General features: G+C 52.3%; 10 protein-coding genes. 6 read left to right on the top strand and 4 right to left on the bottom strand.

Annotated elements, in window-relative coordinates; translation table 11 throughout:
* Nucleotides 1–61: 61 nt before the first annotated feature.
* Nucleotides 62–1,180: a porin OmpC gene (locus VSR74_RS14510; protein ID WP_347795363.1), complete on the bottom strand. Its 1,119-nt coding sequence runs from the start codon at nt 1,178–1,180 to the stop codon at nt 62–64.
* Nucleotides 1,181–1,980: 800 nt separating this feature from the next.
* Between VSR74_RS14510 and rcsD the strand changes: the two genes are divergently transcribed.
* Nucleotides 1,981–4,653 carry a phosphotransferase RcsD gene (gene rcsD, locus VSR74_RS14505; RefSeq protein WP_347795362.1) on the top strand — a complete coding sequence of 891 codons (2,673 nt, stop codon included), beginning with the start codon at nt 1,981–1,983 and terminating at the stop codon, nt 4,651–4,653.
* 16 nt (nt 4,654–4,669) lie between these two features.
* Nucleotides 4,670–5,320: a response regulator transcription factor RcsB gene (gene rcsB / locus VSR74_RS14500; protein WP_347795361.1), complete on the top strand. Its 651-nt coding sequence runs from the start codon at nt 4,670–4,672 to the stop codon at nt 5,318–5,320.
* Between the two features lie 47 nt (nt 5,321–5,367).
* Here rcsB and rcsC read toward each other — a convergent pair whose 3' ends face one another.
* Together rcsC and gyrA are read right to left on the bottom strand one after the other, a co-directional pair.
* A complete protein-coding gene (gene rcsC, locus VSR74_RS14495; protein WP_347795360.1) occupies nt 5,368–8,217 on the bottom strand; it encodes a two-component system sensor histidine kinase RcsC in 2,850 nt (949 codons plus the stop codon).
* Between the two features lie 121 nt (nt 8,218–8,338).
* Nucleotides 8,339–10,978, bottom strand: coding sequence for a DNA topoisomerase (ATP-hydrolyzing) subunit A (gene gyrA / locus VSR74_RS14490; protein WP_347795359.1), 2,640 nt, complete (start codon nt 10,976–10,978; stop codon nt 8,339–8,341).
* Between the two features lie 158 nt (nt 10,979–11,136).
* Between gyrA and ubiG the strand changes: the two genes are divergently transcribed.
* The 4 genes from ubiG (at nt 11,137) to yfaE (ending at nt 16,000) form a co-directional block, all read left to right on the top strand.
* On the top strand, nt 11,137–11,865 hold the full coding sequence (gene ubiG, locus VSR74_RS14485; RefSeq protein ID WP_347795358.1) for a bifunctional 2-polyprenyl-6-hydroxyphenol methylase/3-demethylubiquinol 3-O-methyltransferase UbiG: 729 nt from the start codon (nt 11,137–11,139) through the stop codon (nt 11,863–11,865).
* Between the two features lie 348 nt (nt 11,866–12,213).
* Nucleotides 12,214–14,499, top strand: coding sequence for a class 1a ribonucleoside-diphosphate reductase subunit alpha (nrdA, locus tag VSR74_RS14480; RefSeq protein ID WP_347795357.1), 2,286 nt, complete (start codon nt 12,214–12,216; stop codon nt 14,497–14,499).
* A 116-nt stretch (nt 14,500–14,615) separates the two neighbouring features.
* Nucleotides 14,616–15,746, top strand: a complete 1,131-nt coding sequence (nrdB, locus tag VSR74_RS14475) for a class Ia ribonucleoside-diphosphate reductase subunit beta (protein WP_347795356.1) — start codon at nt 14,616–14,618, stop codon at nt 15,744–15,746.
* Nucleotides 15,746–16,000 carry a class I ribonucleotide reductase maintenance protein YfaE gene (gene yfaE / locus VSR74_RS14470; protein WP_347795355.1) on the top strand — a complete coding sequence of 85 codons (255 nt, stop codon included), beginning with the start codon at nt 15,746–15,748 and terminating at the stop codon, nt 15,998–16,000. Before nrdB ends, yfaE begins: the two co-directional genes overlap by 1 nt.
* A 24-nt stretch (nt 16,001–16,024) precedes the next feature.
* Here the strand turns inward: yfaE and inaA are convergent, their stop codons facing one another.
* The gene (gene inaA / locus VSR74_RS14465) at nt 16,025–16,675 is read right to left on the bottom strand and encodes a lipopolysaccharide kinase InaA (RefSeq protein WP_347795354.1); all 651 of its coding nucleotides are present in this window, start codon (nt 16,673–16,675) and stop codon (nt 16,025–16,027) included.
* Nucleotides 16,676–16,779 lie beyond the last annotated feature (104 nt).

Raw genomic sequence — 16,779 nt, 5'->3', positions numbered from 1 at the left:
CGACTAAACAAAGCATAAAAAAAAGGAGCCTTTCGGCTCCTTTATGCAGATTCGCAGTCGATTAGAACTGGTAAACCAGACCCAGTGCTACGATGTCATCGGTAGAGATGCCAGCAGCGCGGGTGAAGGTGTTGTCATCCAGCAGGTTGATTTTGTAATCAACATAGGTAGACATGTTTTTGTTGAAGTAGTAAGTCGCGCCAACATCAACATATTTAACCAGATCCTGGTCGCCGAAGTCGCGGCCGCCTACAGTACCCAGGTCTTTGCCTTTGGACTGCAGGTAAGCAACGGACGGACGCAGACCGAAGTCAAACTGGTACTGTGCAACAACTTCGAAGTTCTGCGCTTTGTTAGCGTAGCCGCCGAAGGTAGCATCACCGAAGCGAGTCGCGTTGTAAGTCTGGGTGTACTGCGCAGCCAGGTAGATGTTGTTCGCATCATATTTCAGGCCACCAGTATAAGTGGTTGCTTTGTCGCCTTCGCCGAACGCCAGGTTGTTGTTCTGAGCGTCAGTACGCTTGGAGCTGGCAATCGCACCACCCACGCTGAAGCCTTCGCCGATGTCATAAGACAGGGAGCCGCCGAAACCGTCACCGTTCTGTTTCAGTTCGTTACGACCGTTGTTGGTCGCGCCTTCGCCGCTCACGCTGCCGTTTTTACCCTGATACTGCAGAGCAAAGTTCAGGCCATCAACCAGACCGAAGAAGTCAGAGTTACGGTAGGTTGCAACACCGTTAGCACGAGACTGCAGGAAGTTGTCAGAACCGTAGGTGTCGCCGCCGAACTCCGGCAGAACGTCGGTCCAGGAAGTGATGTCGTAAACAACGCCGTAGTTACGACCGTAGTCGAAGGAACCCGCATCACCGAAACGCAGACCAGCGAATGCCAGACGAGTCCAAGCCTGATCGCTGGAAGATTCAGTGTTGTTTGCCTGTACGTTGTATTCCCACTGGCCATAACCGGTCAGTTGGTCATGGATCTGAGTTTCGCCTTTCACGCCGACACGCATGTAGGTCTGGTCGCCATCTACGCTATCGTCATCGGAGAAGTAGTGCAGGCCAACGATTTTGCCGTACAGATCTAATTTGTTGCCGTCTTTGTTATAAATTTCAGCCGCATTTGCTGCGCCCGCTACCAGCAGTGCTGGTACCAGGAGGGACAGTACTTTAACTTTCATGTTATTAACCCTCTGTTATATGCCTTTTTATATGCCACTGCTTACTGGTCAACCCTCATTAACCAGTCGGCAAACCCATTGTGCTGCAAAATGCAGAAATATCCAACACCAAAATGATACGAAAACCTTAAAGGTGTTTCATTTATCCATATAGATGTTTCAAAATGTAAATTCAACGGAACTTTTTTTGGCACAAATGGGTAAGAAAAATAGCACGGATAAACAAAGAGTTTAAAAATAACCATTAAAATTCAATACGTTATAATAGGTTAAAAGTATAGCACTGAATGGTAAAACAAAAGTTTCGCCCGCAACTAAAATAGATATTGCTATCATCATTAACTTTATTTATTACCGTCATTCAGTTCTGAATGTCTGTTTACCCCTATTTCCACCGGATGCATCGCATCCGGTTTTTTTTACCTTTCTTTACGTAACTTTAATCCTGACGTGTTATATGGCGTAAATCACGACGGCAATTACTCAATCCGAATCCATCGGAAATTTCAGCCAGCAACATAAAAATAATATCTTGTTAATTCGTGCTATTTCTCCTTAACACAAACCTTTTTTGTGCAATCATGCAGCGGTGGTAGAACGCAATCTGTTTCGCTTTTACCTTTTCCTGAGGGGAAAATCGCCGAAGTATGGCATTTGACACAGTTCCCTTTATACTGCCTGCTGTACTCTCTCCTGTTGCATAATAATTTTACGTTGGTTAACAGGTTTAGACGTTCCACGCTCACCTATGTCTGAGCATATTCTCATTCAGATGCTGTTATGATGGGTTACACACGCCAATGAGTCAGTCTGACAAGAACACACCGGGTAAATTCTCTCTGCTGCCTGGCAGTATCACCCGCTTCTTCCTCTTAATGATTATCGTGCTGCTGGTAACGATGGGCGTGATGATCCAGAGCGCTGTCAATGCGTGGCTGAAGGATAAGAGTTATCAGATAGTCGACATGACCCACGCCGTGCATAAGCGCATTGATACCTGGCGTTACGCCACCTGGCAGATTTACGACAATATTGCCGCTGCGCCGACCACCAGTTCCAGCGAAGGGTTACAGGAAACGCGTCTCAAACAGGACGTTTACTATCTTGAAAAACCGCGACGCAAAACCGAAGCGCTGATTTTTGGCTCTCACGACAGTTCGACGCTGGAAATCACCCAGCGCATGTCCACTTATCTGGATACCCTGTGGGGCGCAGAAACCATTCCGTGGTCGATGTACTATCTGAACGGCCAGGACAACAGCCTGATCCTTATCTCCACTCTGCCGTTAAAAGATCTCTCCTCCGGCTTTAAGGAGTCGACGGTCGGCAATATCGTCGATTCACGCCGCGCAGAGATGCTCCAGCAGGCAAACACGTTGGATGAGCGTGAAACCTTCTCTTCACTGCGCCGTCTGGCCTGGCAAAACGGGCACTATTTCACCCTGCGTACCACCTTCAACCAGCCGGGGCATCTTGCTACGGTCGTGGCCTTTGACCTGCCGATTAACGATCTCGTGCCGCCAGCGATGTCGCTCGACAGCTTCCGCATGGAGCAAGACCCATCGCAAAGCGCTCTGCGCACCCAGGATAAAGAGCCCAGCGATAGCGTCGCGATTAACTTCAACAGTTCGCGCATTGAGATCTCGTCATCGCTGAACTCAACCGGCATGCGTCTGGTGTGGCAGGTTCCGTTTGGTACCCTGTTGCTGGATACCTTCCAGAACATCATGCTGCCGCTGCTACTGAATATTGGCCTGCTGGCGTTAGCGCTTTTCGGCTACTCAACTTTCCGCCATCAGACAGGGCGTAAAAATGCCGTCGCAGCTCCAGTCTCCGGAGCCAACAACGAACTGCGTCTGCTGCGCGCTATAAATGAAGAGATTGTATCGCTGCTGCCGCTGGGTCTGCTGGTACACGATCAGGAGTCAAACCGCACGCTTATCAGCAATAAAATCGCCGATCACCTGCTGCCGCACCTCAACCTGCAAAACATCACCAGCATGGCGGATCAGCACCAGGGCGTAATTCAGGCCACCATTAATAATGAGCTGTATGAAATCCGCCAGTTCCGCAGCCAGGTCTCGCCACGGATGCAGATTTTCATCATCCGCGATCAGGATCGTGAAGTACTGGTGAATAAAAAGCTCAAGCAGGCCCAGCGTCTGTATGAGAAAAACCAGCAGGGCCGCGCGGCCTTTATGCAGAATATTAGCGATACCTTAAAGCAGCCGATTAAAACCCTCGCCGCCGAAGCCGCGGCGATAGATACCAGCGAAAGCCAGAAGCTGGCCAATCATGCTGACCTGCTTGTCCGCCTGGTGGATGAAATCCAGCTCGCCAATATGCTGGAAAACGATAGCTGGAAAGGGGCATCCACGCTTTTCTCACTTCAGGATTTAATCGATGAGGTCGTCCCGGAGGTTCTGCCGGCTATCAAGCGTAAAGGGCTGCAACTGCTGATCAATAACAAGCTTCCGGCAAAAGAGCAGCGTCATGGCGACCGCGATGCGCTCCGCCGCATCCTGCTGCTGTTAATTCAGTACGCTGTCACCACAACCAAAATTGGCAAAATCACCCTGGAAGTTAACGCCGATGAGTCAGCGGGTGAGCGCCTCACCTTCCGCATTCTGGATACCGGCAACGGCGTTTCGCACGGAGAGATTGATAATCTGCACTTCCCGTATCTGAATGACACGCAGTCGGATCGCTACGGCAAAGCTAACGCCCTCACCTTCTGGCTGTGCGACCAACTGGCGCGCAAACTGGGCGGACACCTGAATATCAAGGCTCGCGAGTCACTGGGCACCCGCTATTCACTGCATGTTAAAATGGCCCCACGGGAAGAGGACGGCGAGCAGGAAGAGCGCCTGCTGGATGACGTCATCGCGATGATAGACATCACCTCCAATGAGATCCGCAGTATCGTCTCCCGCCAACTGGAAAGCTGGGGGGCGAACTGTATCACCCCGGATGAAAGAGCAACGAGTCAAGAATTTGATATCTTTTTAACAGATAATCCGTCTAATCTTACTGCTTCAGGCTTGCTTTTAAGCGATGATGAGGCTGGGATACGCAAAATTGGCCCAGGCCAACTGCGTGTCAACTTTAATATCAGTAATGCTATGCAGGACGCAGTCCTCCAGCTTATTGAAGAGCAACTGGCACAGGAAGAGGTTACGGAATCACCTCTCGGCGGCGATGAAAACGCCGAACTTCAGGCCAGCGGCTATTATGCGCTGTTTGTTGATACGGTACCGGAAGATGTTAGCAGGCTGTATACTGAATGCGACGCTCGTGATTTTGCAGCGTTGGCACAGACAGCCCACCGCCTTAAGGGGGTGTTTGCTATGCTTAACCTGGTTCCTGGCAAGCAGTTGTGTGAAACGCTTGAGCATCTGATCCGTGAGAAAGATGCCCCGGCCATAGAAAAATATGTCAGCGACATTGACGCCTACGTCAAGAGCTTGCTGTAGCAAGGTAGCCTTTATTATGAACAACATGAACGTAATTATTGCCGATGATCATCCGATAGTCCTGTTTGGTATTCGCAAGTCACTGGAACAGATCGAATGGGTCAACGTTGTCGGCGAATTTGAAGACTCCACCGCGCTGATTAACAATTTACCGAAACTGGATGCACACGTCCTGATAACCGATCTCTCCATGCCTGGCGATAAATATGGCGATGGGATCACGCTTATCAAGTACATCAAGCGTCATTTCCCGGCCATTTCCATTATCGTTCTGACCATGAACAACAACCCGGCGATTCTGAGCGCCGTGCTGGATCTGGATATTGAGGGAATTGTCCTGAAACAGGGCGCACCAACTGACCTGCCGAAAGCGCTGGCTGCGCTGCAGAAGGGTAAGAAATTTACCCCGGAAAGCGTTTCCCGCCTGCTGGAAAAAATCAGCGCTGGCGGTTACGGCGACAAGCGCCTGTCACCGAAAGAGAGTGAAGTACTGCGTCTGTTCGCTGAAGGTTTCCTGGTGACTGAAATCGCCAAGAAACTGAACCGCAGTATCAAAACCATCAGTAGCCAGAAGAAATCAGCAATGATGAAACTGGGTGTGGAAAATGACATCGCTCTGCTGAACTACCTCTCCTCTGTCACCCTCTCCCCGACAGATAAAGAGTAATAAAAAAAATCCCCCGGTCAGTTCACTGGCCGGGGGATTTTTTTATCCTACGATTCTCGCGATTTTCTGACCCGCGCGGCATACACCGCCAGCGTCTGCTTCAGCACGTCCAGCGTCACAGGTTTGGAAAGACAACTATCCATCCCCGACTCCAGGCAACGCTGTTTCTCTTCCGCCAGCGCATTGGCCGTCACACCGACTACCGGCAACGTCAGCCCAAGCTGACGAATACGCTGGGTCAGGCGATAACCATCCATATTCGGCATGTTGACATCGCTGAGTACAATATCAATGTGATTCTTACTCAGTACATTAAGGGCATCAACACCGTCAACAGCGGTCATGCACTGATAGCCAAGGGATCCAAGCTGATCCGCCAGCAGTCTGCGGTTAATCGGATGATCGTCGACGACCAGAATCATCATATCGTCATTGCTATCGACGGCGACATCATGCGCCGACGCCGACTCTACGTGATCCGCATTACCCACTTTAATACGGTAAATTCGGCCTAACAGCGTCATCAGTTCATGTGGCGACACGATACTGTGCACCCACTCACCAGGCGCGCGTTCAACCGGAATACCAATATGGCGGCGGCAGAAAACCACCGTCGCTCTGCCCGCCCACGGCTTCCCGGGATCGTCATCGGTTATCAGCATGTCATCCGAATCGGGCTCTTCGCCTTCATAACGCTGCACGTCCACACCATGCCACATCAGCAACGTTTCAATAAACTGATACAGCGATTCATTACGGATTGCCAGCCAGCAACGTTTTTGCGCCAGCGCGTCAATAATCAACGGTGTGGCAGGCTGCGCGCCATAGAGTGGAATGCGCACCGTAAACTGGCTGCCCATGCCCGGTTCCGTATCGACGGCAATATCGCCATCCATCATGTTGATAAGCTTCTCACAAATCGCCAGCCCCAGCCCGGTGCCCTGGAAGTTGCGCTGTACGCCAGTTCCAACCTGGAAGAACGGGTCAAAAAGCCGGACAACTTCTTTCGCCGGGATCCCCACCCCGGTGTCGCGGATGCTGATACTGAGATAATCGCCTTCCCGCTTAAGGTGGAGAATAATGCAGCCAATATCGGTGAACTTAATGGCATTGCTAAGAATATTGGAGATAACTTGCTGCAAACGCATCGGGTCGCCAAGCATTTGCGGCGGTACGTTCGGCTCAATGAAGCAGTACATTCCAACATGTTTGCGTACCACCAGCGGTAAATAGTTGGCGGTAATATGGTTCATCACCTCTTTCGGCGAGAACTCGCGCGGCTCAATTTTGAGCTGCTCAGATTCAATCTTCGAGAAATCGAGGATGTCGCTGATGATTTTCAGCAACAGACCCGATGAGTTATTCATCGCCGTCACCAGACGACTCACGCCTTTTGGTAACTCTTTGGTTTGTAATAAATCAAGATTGCCAATAATCCCGTACAGCGGCGTTCGCAACTCATGGCTGACGGTGGCGAGGAACATCGATTTCGACTGGCTGGCCTGCTCGGCCGCCTGGGCCATCTCCTGTAATGACTCTTCCATTTTGACACGGGAACTGACGTCGACCAGCACGCAAATCGCGACGTTTTCATTGCGATAGCGCGAATGGACAAAGCTGATTTGCAGGTTGGTATTGTTACTTGTCAGCACGTCGACAAAGTTAACCTGCTGGCCACAAATTATTTGCGTTAAGCGTTGCCTGTCCTCGTGCGTCAACATATTGAGATAGTTATGCGCCAGTTCGTTACTCAGAATATTGGTGCCGTCCTGGGTGCGCAAAATGCAGATCCCAACCGGCGCTGAGGCGACAATTTTACGGTTGAACTGTTCGTGCTCTTCCAGTCGCTGGGCATCAGACTCCGCGGGAAGGAATATCCGCCGCTCATACATTCGCGCCATGGTGAACAGGGCAATCCCGGTCAGGATATTGAGCAGTACCGCATTGAGGATCAGCATACGGATGCGCTCGAGCACCAAATCAACCGGCACGGAATAGACAATACTGAGCGATGACGGCGGCAGATTTTTCTTCAGCACCAGTTCGCGAAAACCACTACTGTAGCCAAACCATGCGCGTTCCTGCATCCAGCGCGGATCGATACGCAGCTTATTGTCCGGGCCCGTCAGGGAGATCAACGAGTCGCCGTTTTCATCAAGGATAGTGACGCCAATAGGCAGACTGCCCGGCGTGAAGAAATTTTCCATGCGAATGGTCTGCTCAACGCCCAATAGCGCCTGCAACCTGTTCGCCAGATAGACCGGGGTTAATGCATAGAAATAGCCAACACCGGGGCGCGGCCCCTGGCTTATCCAGAACAGATTATTGCCGCTCTCGTCCTGCGGCGCACTGCGATATTTCACGATGCGGTCATGCAGAGTTTTCAGCGCCTGGCTACGCTCGATAGGCAGATCCCGCAGGCCAAAATTCGCCATACAGAGATTATCACTGCCGATTAAAAAGACGCGGTTAAGATCGTAAGCGGCAGAGAAATTATCTCGCCAGTAACGCAGGAACCAGGCCAGCGACTCCAGCGAGCCGCGCCAGGCGTCATCCAGTGGAGAACAGTCGGAATCGGCAAATAGCGGTTCGAAGTCGGGCACTTCAGCGCTCTCTTTCAGCGCAGTGGGAGGGAGCACGCCATTAGACGCCGTTAAGCGATTTTCGGCGATATATTTCAGTTCTTTAATCACATCCGACGTGCGCTGGATATAGCGCTGCGCCTGATCGGAACTCAGGTTGAATTCCTGGCGTATCTCTGACTCTTTCTGATGCAACGCATTTACGATGTAGAAAACGGAAGCGAGGGCAATCAGCAACCAGAGTAGCAGCGCCAGCGCCCGAAACAGGTAGCGTGAAACTTTTAGCGTCGTGCGAAAGGAGACAAGATATTTCAAAGGGGCGAAACTCCGCCATCAAAGGCTAACAGGATGTGCTTAAGGTAACGGTAAAAGCCATTTGTCGCAACGCAGAAAAAAGGCCGGTTAATAACCGGCCTTAATATTAGCGTGTCACGATTTACTCGTCTGCGTCGTCCGCAGCATCGTCATCCTCGGTGTCTGCTTCCGGCGCGATTTCATCGTCACCTTCCGCCACACTACCGTCGATAGCATCAAGCTCTTCGTCATCAACCGGCTCAGCAACGCGTTGCAGACCCACCACGTTTTCATCTTCCGCAGTACGGATGAGGATAACGCCCTGGGTGTTACGACCGACAATGCTCACCTCGGAAACGCGAGTACGCACCAGCGTACCGGCATCGGTGATCATCATGATCTGGTCGCAATCATCAACCTGCACCGCGCCGACAACGGAACCGTTGCGCTCGGTGACTTTGATGGAGATAACGCCCTGCGTCGCACGCGACTTGGTCGGATACTCTTCCGCCGCGGTACGTTTACCGTAACCGTTTTGGGTGACGGTCAGGATTGCGCCTTCGCCGCGAGGAATAATCAGAGAAACGACTTTGTCCTCACCCGCCAGTTTAATGCCGCGTACACCGGTCGCTGTACGACCCATGGCGCGGACGGCGTCTTCTTTGAAGCGCACCACTTTACCGGCAGCAGAGAACAGCATGACTTCATCTTTACCCGCAGTCAGGTCAACGCCAATCAGCTCATCGCCTTCGTTCAGATTCACGGCGATGATACCGGCAGAACGCGGACGGCTGAACTCGGTCAGCGCCGTTTTCTTCACCGTACCGCTGGCGGTCGCCATAAAGACGTTCACGCCCTCTTCGTACTCGCGTACCGGCAGAATCGCAGTGATACGTTCGTCGGCTTCCAGCGGCAGCAGGTTGACGATCGGACGACCACGCGCGCCGCGGCTCGCTTCCGGTAACTGATAAACCTTCATCCAGTAGAGACGGCCACGGCTGGAGAAGCAGAGGATCGTATCGTGGGTGTTGGCCACCAGCAGGCGGTCGATAAAGTCTTCTTCTTTAATACGTGCTGCTGATTTACCTTTACCGCCACGACGCTGAGCTTCGTAATCGGTAAGCGGCTGATATTTGACGTAACCCTGGTGAGACAGCGTAACGACAACATCTTCCTGGCTAATCAGATCTTCGATGTTGATGTCTGCGGTGTTAGCGGTGATTTCAGTACGGCGGTTATCACCAAACTGTTCACGCACCAGTTCCAGCTCTTCGCGGATCACTTCCATCAGACGGTCGGCGCTGCCCAGAATGTGCAGCAGTTCGGCGATCTGTTCCAGCAGTTCTTTGTACTCTTCAAGCAGTTTTTCATGCTCAAGACCGGTCAGTTTCTGCAGACGCAGATCCAGAATCGCCTGAGCCTGCTGCTCGGTCAGGTAGTATTTACCATCGCGAACGCCAAATTCCGGCTCCAGCCACTCAGGACGCGCCGCGTCATCGCCTGCACGTTCCAGCATCGCGGCAACGTTGCCCAGATCCCACGGCTGTGCGACCAGGCCCGCTTTCGCTTCCGCAGGCGTCGGCGCACGACGGATCAGTTCAATGATCGGGTCGATATTCGCCAGCGCCACGGCCAGCGCTTCGAGGATGTGCGCACGATCGCGTGCTTTACGCAGTTCGAAAATAGTACGACGCGTGACCACTTCACGGCGGTGACGCACGAACGCGGAAAGAATGTCTTTCAGGTTCATGATCTTCGGCTGACCATGGTGCAGCGCAACCATGTTGATACCGAAGGAAACCTGAAGCTGGGTCTGGGAGTAGAGGTTGTTCAGAACCACTTCACCCACCGCATCACGTTTGACTTCAATCACGATGCGCATCCCGTCTTTATCAGACTCGTCACGCAGCGCGCTGATGCCTTCGACGCGTTTGTCTTTCACCAGTTCGGCGATTTTCTCGATCAGGCGCGCTTTGTTCACCTGATACGGAATTTCGTGCACGATAATGGTTTCGCGGCCTGTTTTCGCGTCGGTTTCTACTTCCGCGCGGGCGCGAATATAGATTTTGCCACGACCGGTGCGATAGGCTTCTTCGATGCCGCGACGACCATTAATAATGGCCGCTGTCGGGAAGTCCGGCCCCGGAATGTGTTCCATCAGGCCTTCAATGGTGATGTCTTCATCATCAATGTAAGCCAGACAGCCGTTGATCACTTCCGTCAGGTTGTGCGGCGGAATATTGGTGGCCATACCTACGGCAATACCGGAAGAACCGTTTACCAGCAGGTTAGGAATTTTGGTTGGCATGACGTCCGGAATTTTTTCCGTGCCGTCATAGTTATCCACGAAATCTACCGTCTCTTTTTCGAGATCGGCCATCAGCTCATGGGCAATTTTCGCCAGACGGATTTCCGTATAACGCATTGCCGCCGCGGAGTCGCCGTCGATAGAACCGAAGTTACCCTGGCCGTCAACCAGCATGTAACGCAGTGAAAACGGCTGCGCCATACGGACGATGGTGTCATACACCGCGGAATCACCATGGGGGTGGTATTTACCGATTACGTCACCAACGACACGGGCAGATTTTTTGTAGGCTTTGTTCCAGTCATTGCCCAATACGTTCATGGCGTAAAGTACGCGACGGTGTACCGGCTTCAGGCCATCTCGGACATCCGGCAGCGCACGGCCAACAATGACCGACATCGCGTAATCCAGATAGGAGCTCTTCAGCTCTTCCTCAATGTTGACCGGTGTAATTTCTCTCGCAAGGTCGCTCATCTAACCGCTATCCCTCTACTGTATCCCGGATTCAAAGGTCGCAAATTATAACACAACCGCGTAAAGACAGGTAAACCTATAGCGTCGAGTCAAAGCTTTATTCGTAGAGTTGTACTGATATACTCGCGGTAATAATGAAATAAGGACCAGGAGTGCCCATGAATGCCGAAAAAAACACGTTAGCGCCCAACGTTGACCACGACGAGATCGCCAAATTTGAAGCCGTAGCGTCACGCTGGTGGGATCTGGAAGGCGAGTTCAAACCGCTGCATCGGATCAACCCGCTGCGTCTGGGCTATATTGCCGAACGCGCTGACGGCCTTTTCGGCAAGAAAGTGCTGGATGTCGGCTGCGGCGGCGGCATTCTGGCGGAAAGCATGGCGCGTGAAGGCGCGGAAGTGACCGGGCTGGATATGGGTTTTGAGCCCTTACAGGTGGCGCGTCTGCATTCGCTGGAGTCTGGCATTCACGTCGATTACGTACAGGAAACCGTGGAAGAGCACGCGGCAAAACATGCGCAGCAGTATGACGTCGTCACCTGCATGGAGATGCTGGAGCACGTACCAGACCCACAGTCGGTGGTGAAAGCCTGTGCGCAACTGGTGAAGCCAGGCGGCCACGTCTTTTTCTCCACGCTGAACCGTAACGGAAAATCCTGGCTGATGGCGGTAGTTGGCGCGGAATATATCCTGAAGATGGTGCCAAAAGGCACACACGACGTGAAGAAATTTATTAAGCCTGCCGAGCTGCTGGGCTGGATTGATCAAACGGTTCTGCAAGAGCGCCACATCACCGGGCTGCACTATAATCCGCTTACCAATCACTTTAAGCTCGCGCCGGGCGTTGATGTTAACTATATGTTGCATACGACAGCAAAAAATCGCTAACGTCAGACTATATTCTTATAACGATTTGCGCTGTATCAATCAGCGCAATCTTCCCCTTCGATGAAGAAATCAGCACTCGATCAAATTTTCATTTTTTTTTGCAAATCGTTGACATCCCTTTCAGCCCTTACCCCATGCGGACTTAGCCTTTTTTAACCTTTCACAACCTCAAATCAACCTCAAAATCAACCCTTGTGCCTGAAAGAATCCGGACTAGAATACTCACCATATAGCGTTTCACTTATCAAAGAACCCCCATATATAGTATTTATCCACAGAGTTAGCCACAAGGGTGGTTTGTGGATAAGTGGGGGGATATTTTCCTTTTCATGGACAGGTAAAAAGCACATGAATCAGAGTCTACTGGTGACTAAGCGTGATGGTGGTACCGAGCGCATTAATCTCGATAAAATCCATCGTGTACTCGATTGGGCAGCGGAAGGGCTGGAAAACGTTTCTATCTCCCAGGTAGAACTGCGTTCCCACATCCAGTTTTATGATGGGATTAAAACCTCCGATATCCATGAGACCATCATCAAAGCCGCAGCCGACCTGATCTCTCGCGATGCGCCGGATTACCAGTACCTGGCCGCGCGCCTGGCCATTTTCCATCTGCGTAAAAAAGCTTACGGTCAGTTCGAACCGCCGAAGCTGTTTGATCATGTGCATAAAATGGTGGAACTGGGGAAATACGATAATCATCTGCTGGAAGACTATACGGAAGAAGAGTTCAAGCAGATGGACTCGTTCATTGTTCATGACCGCGACATGACCTTCTCCTACGCCGCCGTGAAGCAGCTCGAAGGTAAATACCTGGCACAGAACCGCGTAACGGGCGAAATCTACGAGAGCGCGCAGTTCCTCTACATTCTGGTTGCCGCGTGCCTGTTCTCTAACTACCCGCGCGACACCCGCCTGAGCTACGTGAAACGCTTCTATGATGCGGTCTCCACGTTCAAAATCTCGCTGCCGACGCCGATTATGTCCGGCGTGCGTACCCCGACGCGTCAGTTCAGCTCCTGCGTACTGATCGAGTGCGGCGACAGCCTGGACTCCATCAACGCCACCTCCAGCGCGATTGTGAAATACGTTTCCCAGCGCGCCGGTATCGGCATCAACGCCGGTCGCATCCGTGCGCTGGGTAGCCCGATTCGCGGCGGCGAGGCGTTCCACACCGGTTGTATCCCGTTCTATAAACACTTCCAGACGGCGGTGAAATCCTGCTCTCAGGGCGGAGTGCGCGGCGGTGCGGCGACGCTGTTCTACCCGATGTGGCACCTGGAAGTCGAAAGCCTGCTGGTGCTGAAAAACAACCGTGGCGTCGAAGGTAACCGCGTTCGTCATATGGACTACGGTGTTCAAATCAACAAACTGATGTACACCCGTCTGCTGAAGGGCGGCGACATCACGCTGTTCAGCCCGTCCGACGTCCCGGGGCTGTATGACGCGTTCTTCGCAGACCAGGATGAGTTCGAGCGTCTGTATGTGAAATACGAAAACGACGACAGCATCCGTAAGCAGCGCGTGAAAGCGGTTGAACTGTTCTCGCTGATGATGCAGGAACGCGCCTCTACCGGCCGTATCTACATCCAGAACGTCGACCACTGCAACACCCACAGCCCGTTTGACCCGGCCATTGCGCCAGTGCGCCAGTCTAACCTGTGCCTGGAAATCGCGCTGCCGACCAAACCGCTGAACGACGTGAACGACGAAAACGGCGAAATCGCGCTGTGCACCCTCTCCGCTTTCAACCTGGGCGCAATTAAAGACCTCAGCGAACTGGAAGAGCTGGCTGTGCTGGCGGTACGTGCGCTGGATGCCCTGCTCGATTATCAGGATTACCCGATTCTGGCGGCCAAGCGCGGCGCAATGGGTCGTCGTACTCTGGGTATTGGCGTGATCAACTTCGCCTACTGGCTGGCGAAAAACGGTAAACGTTACTCCGATGGCAGCGCCAACAACCTGACGCACGAAACCTTCGAAGCGATTCAGTACTACCTGTTGAAAGCCTCTAACGAGCTGGCTATCGAACAGGGCGCATGCCCGTGGTTCAACGAAACCACCTACGCCAAAGGTATTCTGCCGATCGATACCTATAAGAAAGACCTGGATGCGATCGCCAACGAGCCGCTGCATCTGGACTGGGAAGCGCTTCGTGAGTCTATCAAGGCACACGGCCTGCGTAACTCTACGCTCTCTGCCCTGATGCCGTCCGAGACCTCTTCGCAGATCTCCAACGCCACCAACGGTATCGAGCCACCGCGCGGCTACGTCAGCATTAAAGCATCGAAAGACGGTATTCTGCGCCAGGTTGTGCCGGACTACGAACACCTGCACGACGCGTATGAACTGCTGTGGGATATGCCGAACAACGACGGCTACCTGCAACTGGTGGGCATCATGCAGAAATTTATCGACCAGTCTATCTCTGCTAACACCAACTACGACCCGTCACGTTTCCCGTCAGGGAAAGTGCCGATGCAGCAGTTGCTGAAAGACTTGCTCACCGCCTATAAATTTGGCGTGAAAACCCTGTACTATCAGAACACCCGCGACGGGGCTGAAGATGCACAGGATGACCTGGTGCCGTCTATTCAGGACGATGGCTGCGAAAGCGGTGCATGTAAGATCTGATAATAATATCCCCCTCACCCCAACCCTCTCCCCATAGGGGAGAGGGTGTTCAGATTCCCTCTCCCCTATGGGGAGAGGGTTAGGGTAAGGGGTAATTCTCATCACAGGACACATTCATGGCATATACCACATTTTCACAGACGAAAAATGACCAACTCAAAGAGCCGATGTTCTTCGGCCAGCCGGTCAACGTGGCCCGCTACGATCAGCAAAAATACGACATCTTCGAAAAGCTGATTGAAAAGCAGCTCTCCTTTTTCTGGCGTCCGGAAGAAGTTGACGTCTCCCGCGACCGTATCGATTACCAGGCGCTGCCGGAGCACGAAAAACACATTTTCATCAGCAATCTGAAGTATCAGACGCTGCTGGATTCCATTCAGGGACGCAGCCCGAACGTGGCGCTGCTGCCGCTGATCTCCATCCCGGAACTGGAAACCTGGGTCGAAACCTGGGCGTTTTCTGAAACCATCCACTCCCGCTCTTACACCCATATCATCCGTAATATCGTCAACGACCCGGCGATTGTATTTGATGATATCGTCACCAATGAACAGATCCAGAAACGTGCTGGTGGCATCGCTGGCTATTACGATGAGTTGATCGAGATGACCAGCTACTGGCATCTGCTCGGTGAAGGCACGCACACTGTGAACGGTAAAACCGTAACCGTGAATCTGCGTGAACTGAAGAAAAAACTCTATCTCTGCCTGATGAGCGTTAACGCGCTGGAGGCGATTCGCTTCTACGTCAGCTTTGCCTGCTCCTTCGCCTTCGCAGAACGTGAACTGATGGAAGGCAACGCCAAAATTATCCGCCTGATTGCCCGCGATGAAGCGCTGCACCTGACCGGTACTCAGCATATGCTGAACCTTCTGCGCAGCGGCGTCGATGATCCGGAAATGGCTGAAATCGCCGAAGAGTGTAAACAGGAGTGTTACGACCTGTTTGTGCAGGCGGCATTGCAGGAGAAAGAGTGGGCAGAATACCTGTTCCGCGACGGCTCAATGATTGGCCTGAACAAAGATATCCTCTGCCAGTATGTGGAATATATTACGAATATCCGCATGCAGGCGGTTGGCCTCGATTTGCCGTTCCAGACGCGCTCGAACCCAATCCCGTGGATCAACACCTGGCTGGTGTCCGATAACGTCCAGGTTGCACCGCAGGAAGTCGAAGTCAGCTCTTACCTGGTCGGCCAGATCGACTCCGAAGTCAACACCGACGACCTGAGTGATTTCCAGCTCTGATGACGCGCGTGATCCTCCGCATCTCTGGCACACAGTTGCTGTGCCAGGATGAACACCCTTCCCTGCTGGCCGCGCTGGAGTCACACAACGTTGAAGTTGAGTATCAGTGCCGCGAAGGCTACTGCGGCTCGTGCCGCACGAGACTGGTCGCAGGACAGGTCGACTGGCTGACTGAACCCCTGGCGTTCATCCAGCCCGGCGAAATTTTGCCCTGCTGCTGTCGGGCAAAAGGGGATATTGAGATAGAAATGTAAAAACCGCCGATGGCGGTTTTTTCTTTACAGCGCGTAGTAATACGCTTTGACTTGCTCCCAGTCCGCTTTCGGAATCGGATCAAGATATTTTTCCAGTTGTGAGAAATCATGCTTGATCGCTTTTTCGCGGCTCAGGCGACGGCGGCTCTTTTCCAGATCGAGGAAGCCTGCTTCCACCGTTCCTTCGGTTTTCACATAGATATGACGCACGTAACAACAACCGTGCTGACGATTCACGCTGTGCATCTTTTTGAAGGCCACGGCAACCGCTTTCAGCATCGCTTCACGAACATCATCCGGGAAGGGTGTAACCGCATGCTGGTGATACCAGTCAGCGATACTGATAAAGCCTTTCATATCTTCCGTTACCAGCAGTGCGCGCCATTCACCGTCAATTTTCATCGCTTTGCCGTAAACGATCTTCGGCACGATAACGCCCGCTTTTTCCAGATCTTTAATCACCGCAATTTCACGAACAACCGTCGGGCGACCAAAAGGATAGCGGACGGAGCGAAACAGGTGCTGCGTCATGCGTTTGACGTACAGTTTTTTACCATCACGCTCTACGCACTGGACGCCGCTCATTCCGTTACGACGGTAGTTTGGCTCCTCAACCCAGTCGCCCTCTGTCGCCCACCATTGGTTAAATTCATCCAGTCCATTTGATACAGACATTACTTGCCTCGCCAGCTAGCGCTTAAGAAAAAACTAAAGAACCATAATATACAACACTGGGTAAAATTCTTTGCATTTAGCGGCGAATTTTACCTGCATTAAAA

Source organism: Pseudocitrobacter cyperus, assembly GCF_039889165.1.
In the GTDB taxonomy this organism is placed as follows: domain Bacteria; phylum Pseudomonadota; class Gammaproteobacteria; order Enterobacterales; family Enterobacteriaceae; genus Pseudocitrobacter; species Pseudocitrobacter cyperus.
The sequence above is the reverse complement of the archived record's forward strand: the minus strand, read 5'-3'. Positions and strand labels throughout refer to the sequence as shown.

Excerpts from the sequence above, each read along its gene's own strand:
- rcsD (WP_347795362.1), top strand. The coding sequence starts at position 1,981 with ATGAGTCAGTCTGACAAGAACACACCGGGTAAATTCTCTCTGCTGCCT.
- VSR74_RS14510 (WP_347795363.1), bottom strand. The coding sequence starts at position 1,180 with ATGAAAGTTAAAGTACTGTCCCTCCTGGTACCAGCACTGCTGGTAGCG.
- rcsB (WP_347795361.1), top strand. The coding sequence starts at position 4,670 with ATGAACAACATGAACGTAATTATTGCCGATGATCATCCGATAGTCCTG.
- yfaE (WP_347795355.1), top strand. The coding sequence starts at position 15,746 with ATGACGCGCGTGATCCTCCGCATCTCTGGCACACAGTTGCTGTGCCAG.
- inaA (WP_347795354.1), bottom strand. The coding sequence starts at position 16,675 with ATGTCTGTATCAAATGGACTGGATGAATTTAACCAATGGTGGGCGACA.
- ubiG (WP_347795358.1), top strand. The coding sequence starts at position 11,137 with ATGAATGCCGAAAAAAACACGTTAGCGCCCAACGTTGACCACGACGAG.
- nrdB (WP_347795356.1), top strand. The coding sequence starts at position 14,616 with ATGGCATATACCACATTTTCACAGACGAAAAATGACCAACTCAAAGAG.
- gyrA (WP_347795359.1), bottom strand. The coding sequence starts at position 10,978 with ATGAGCGACCTTGCGAGAGAAATTACACCGGTCAACATTGAGGAAGAG.
- nrdA (WP_347795357.1), top strand. The coding sequence starts at position 12,214 with ATGAATCAGAGTCTACTGGTGACTAAGCGTGATGGTGGTACCGAGCGC.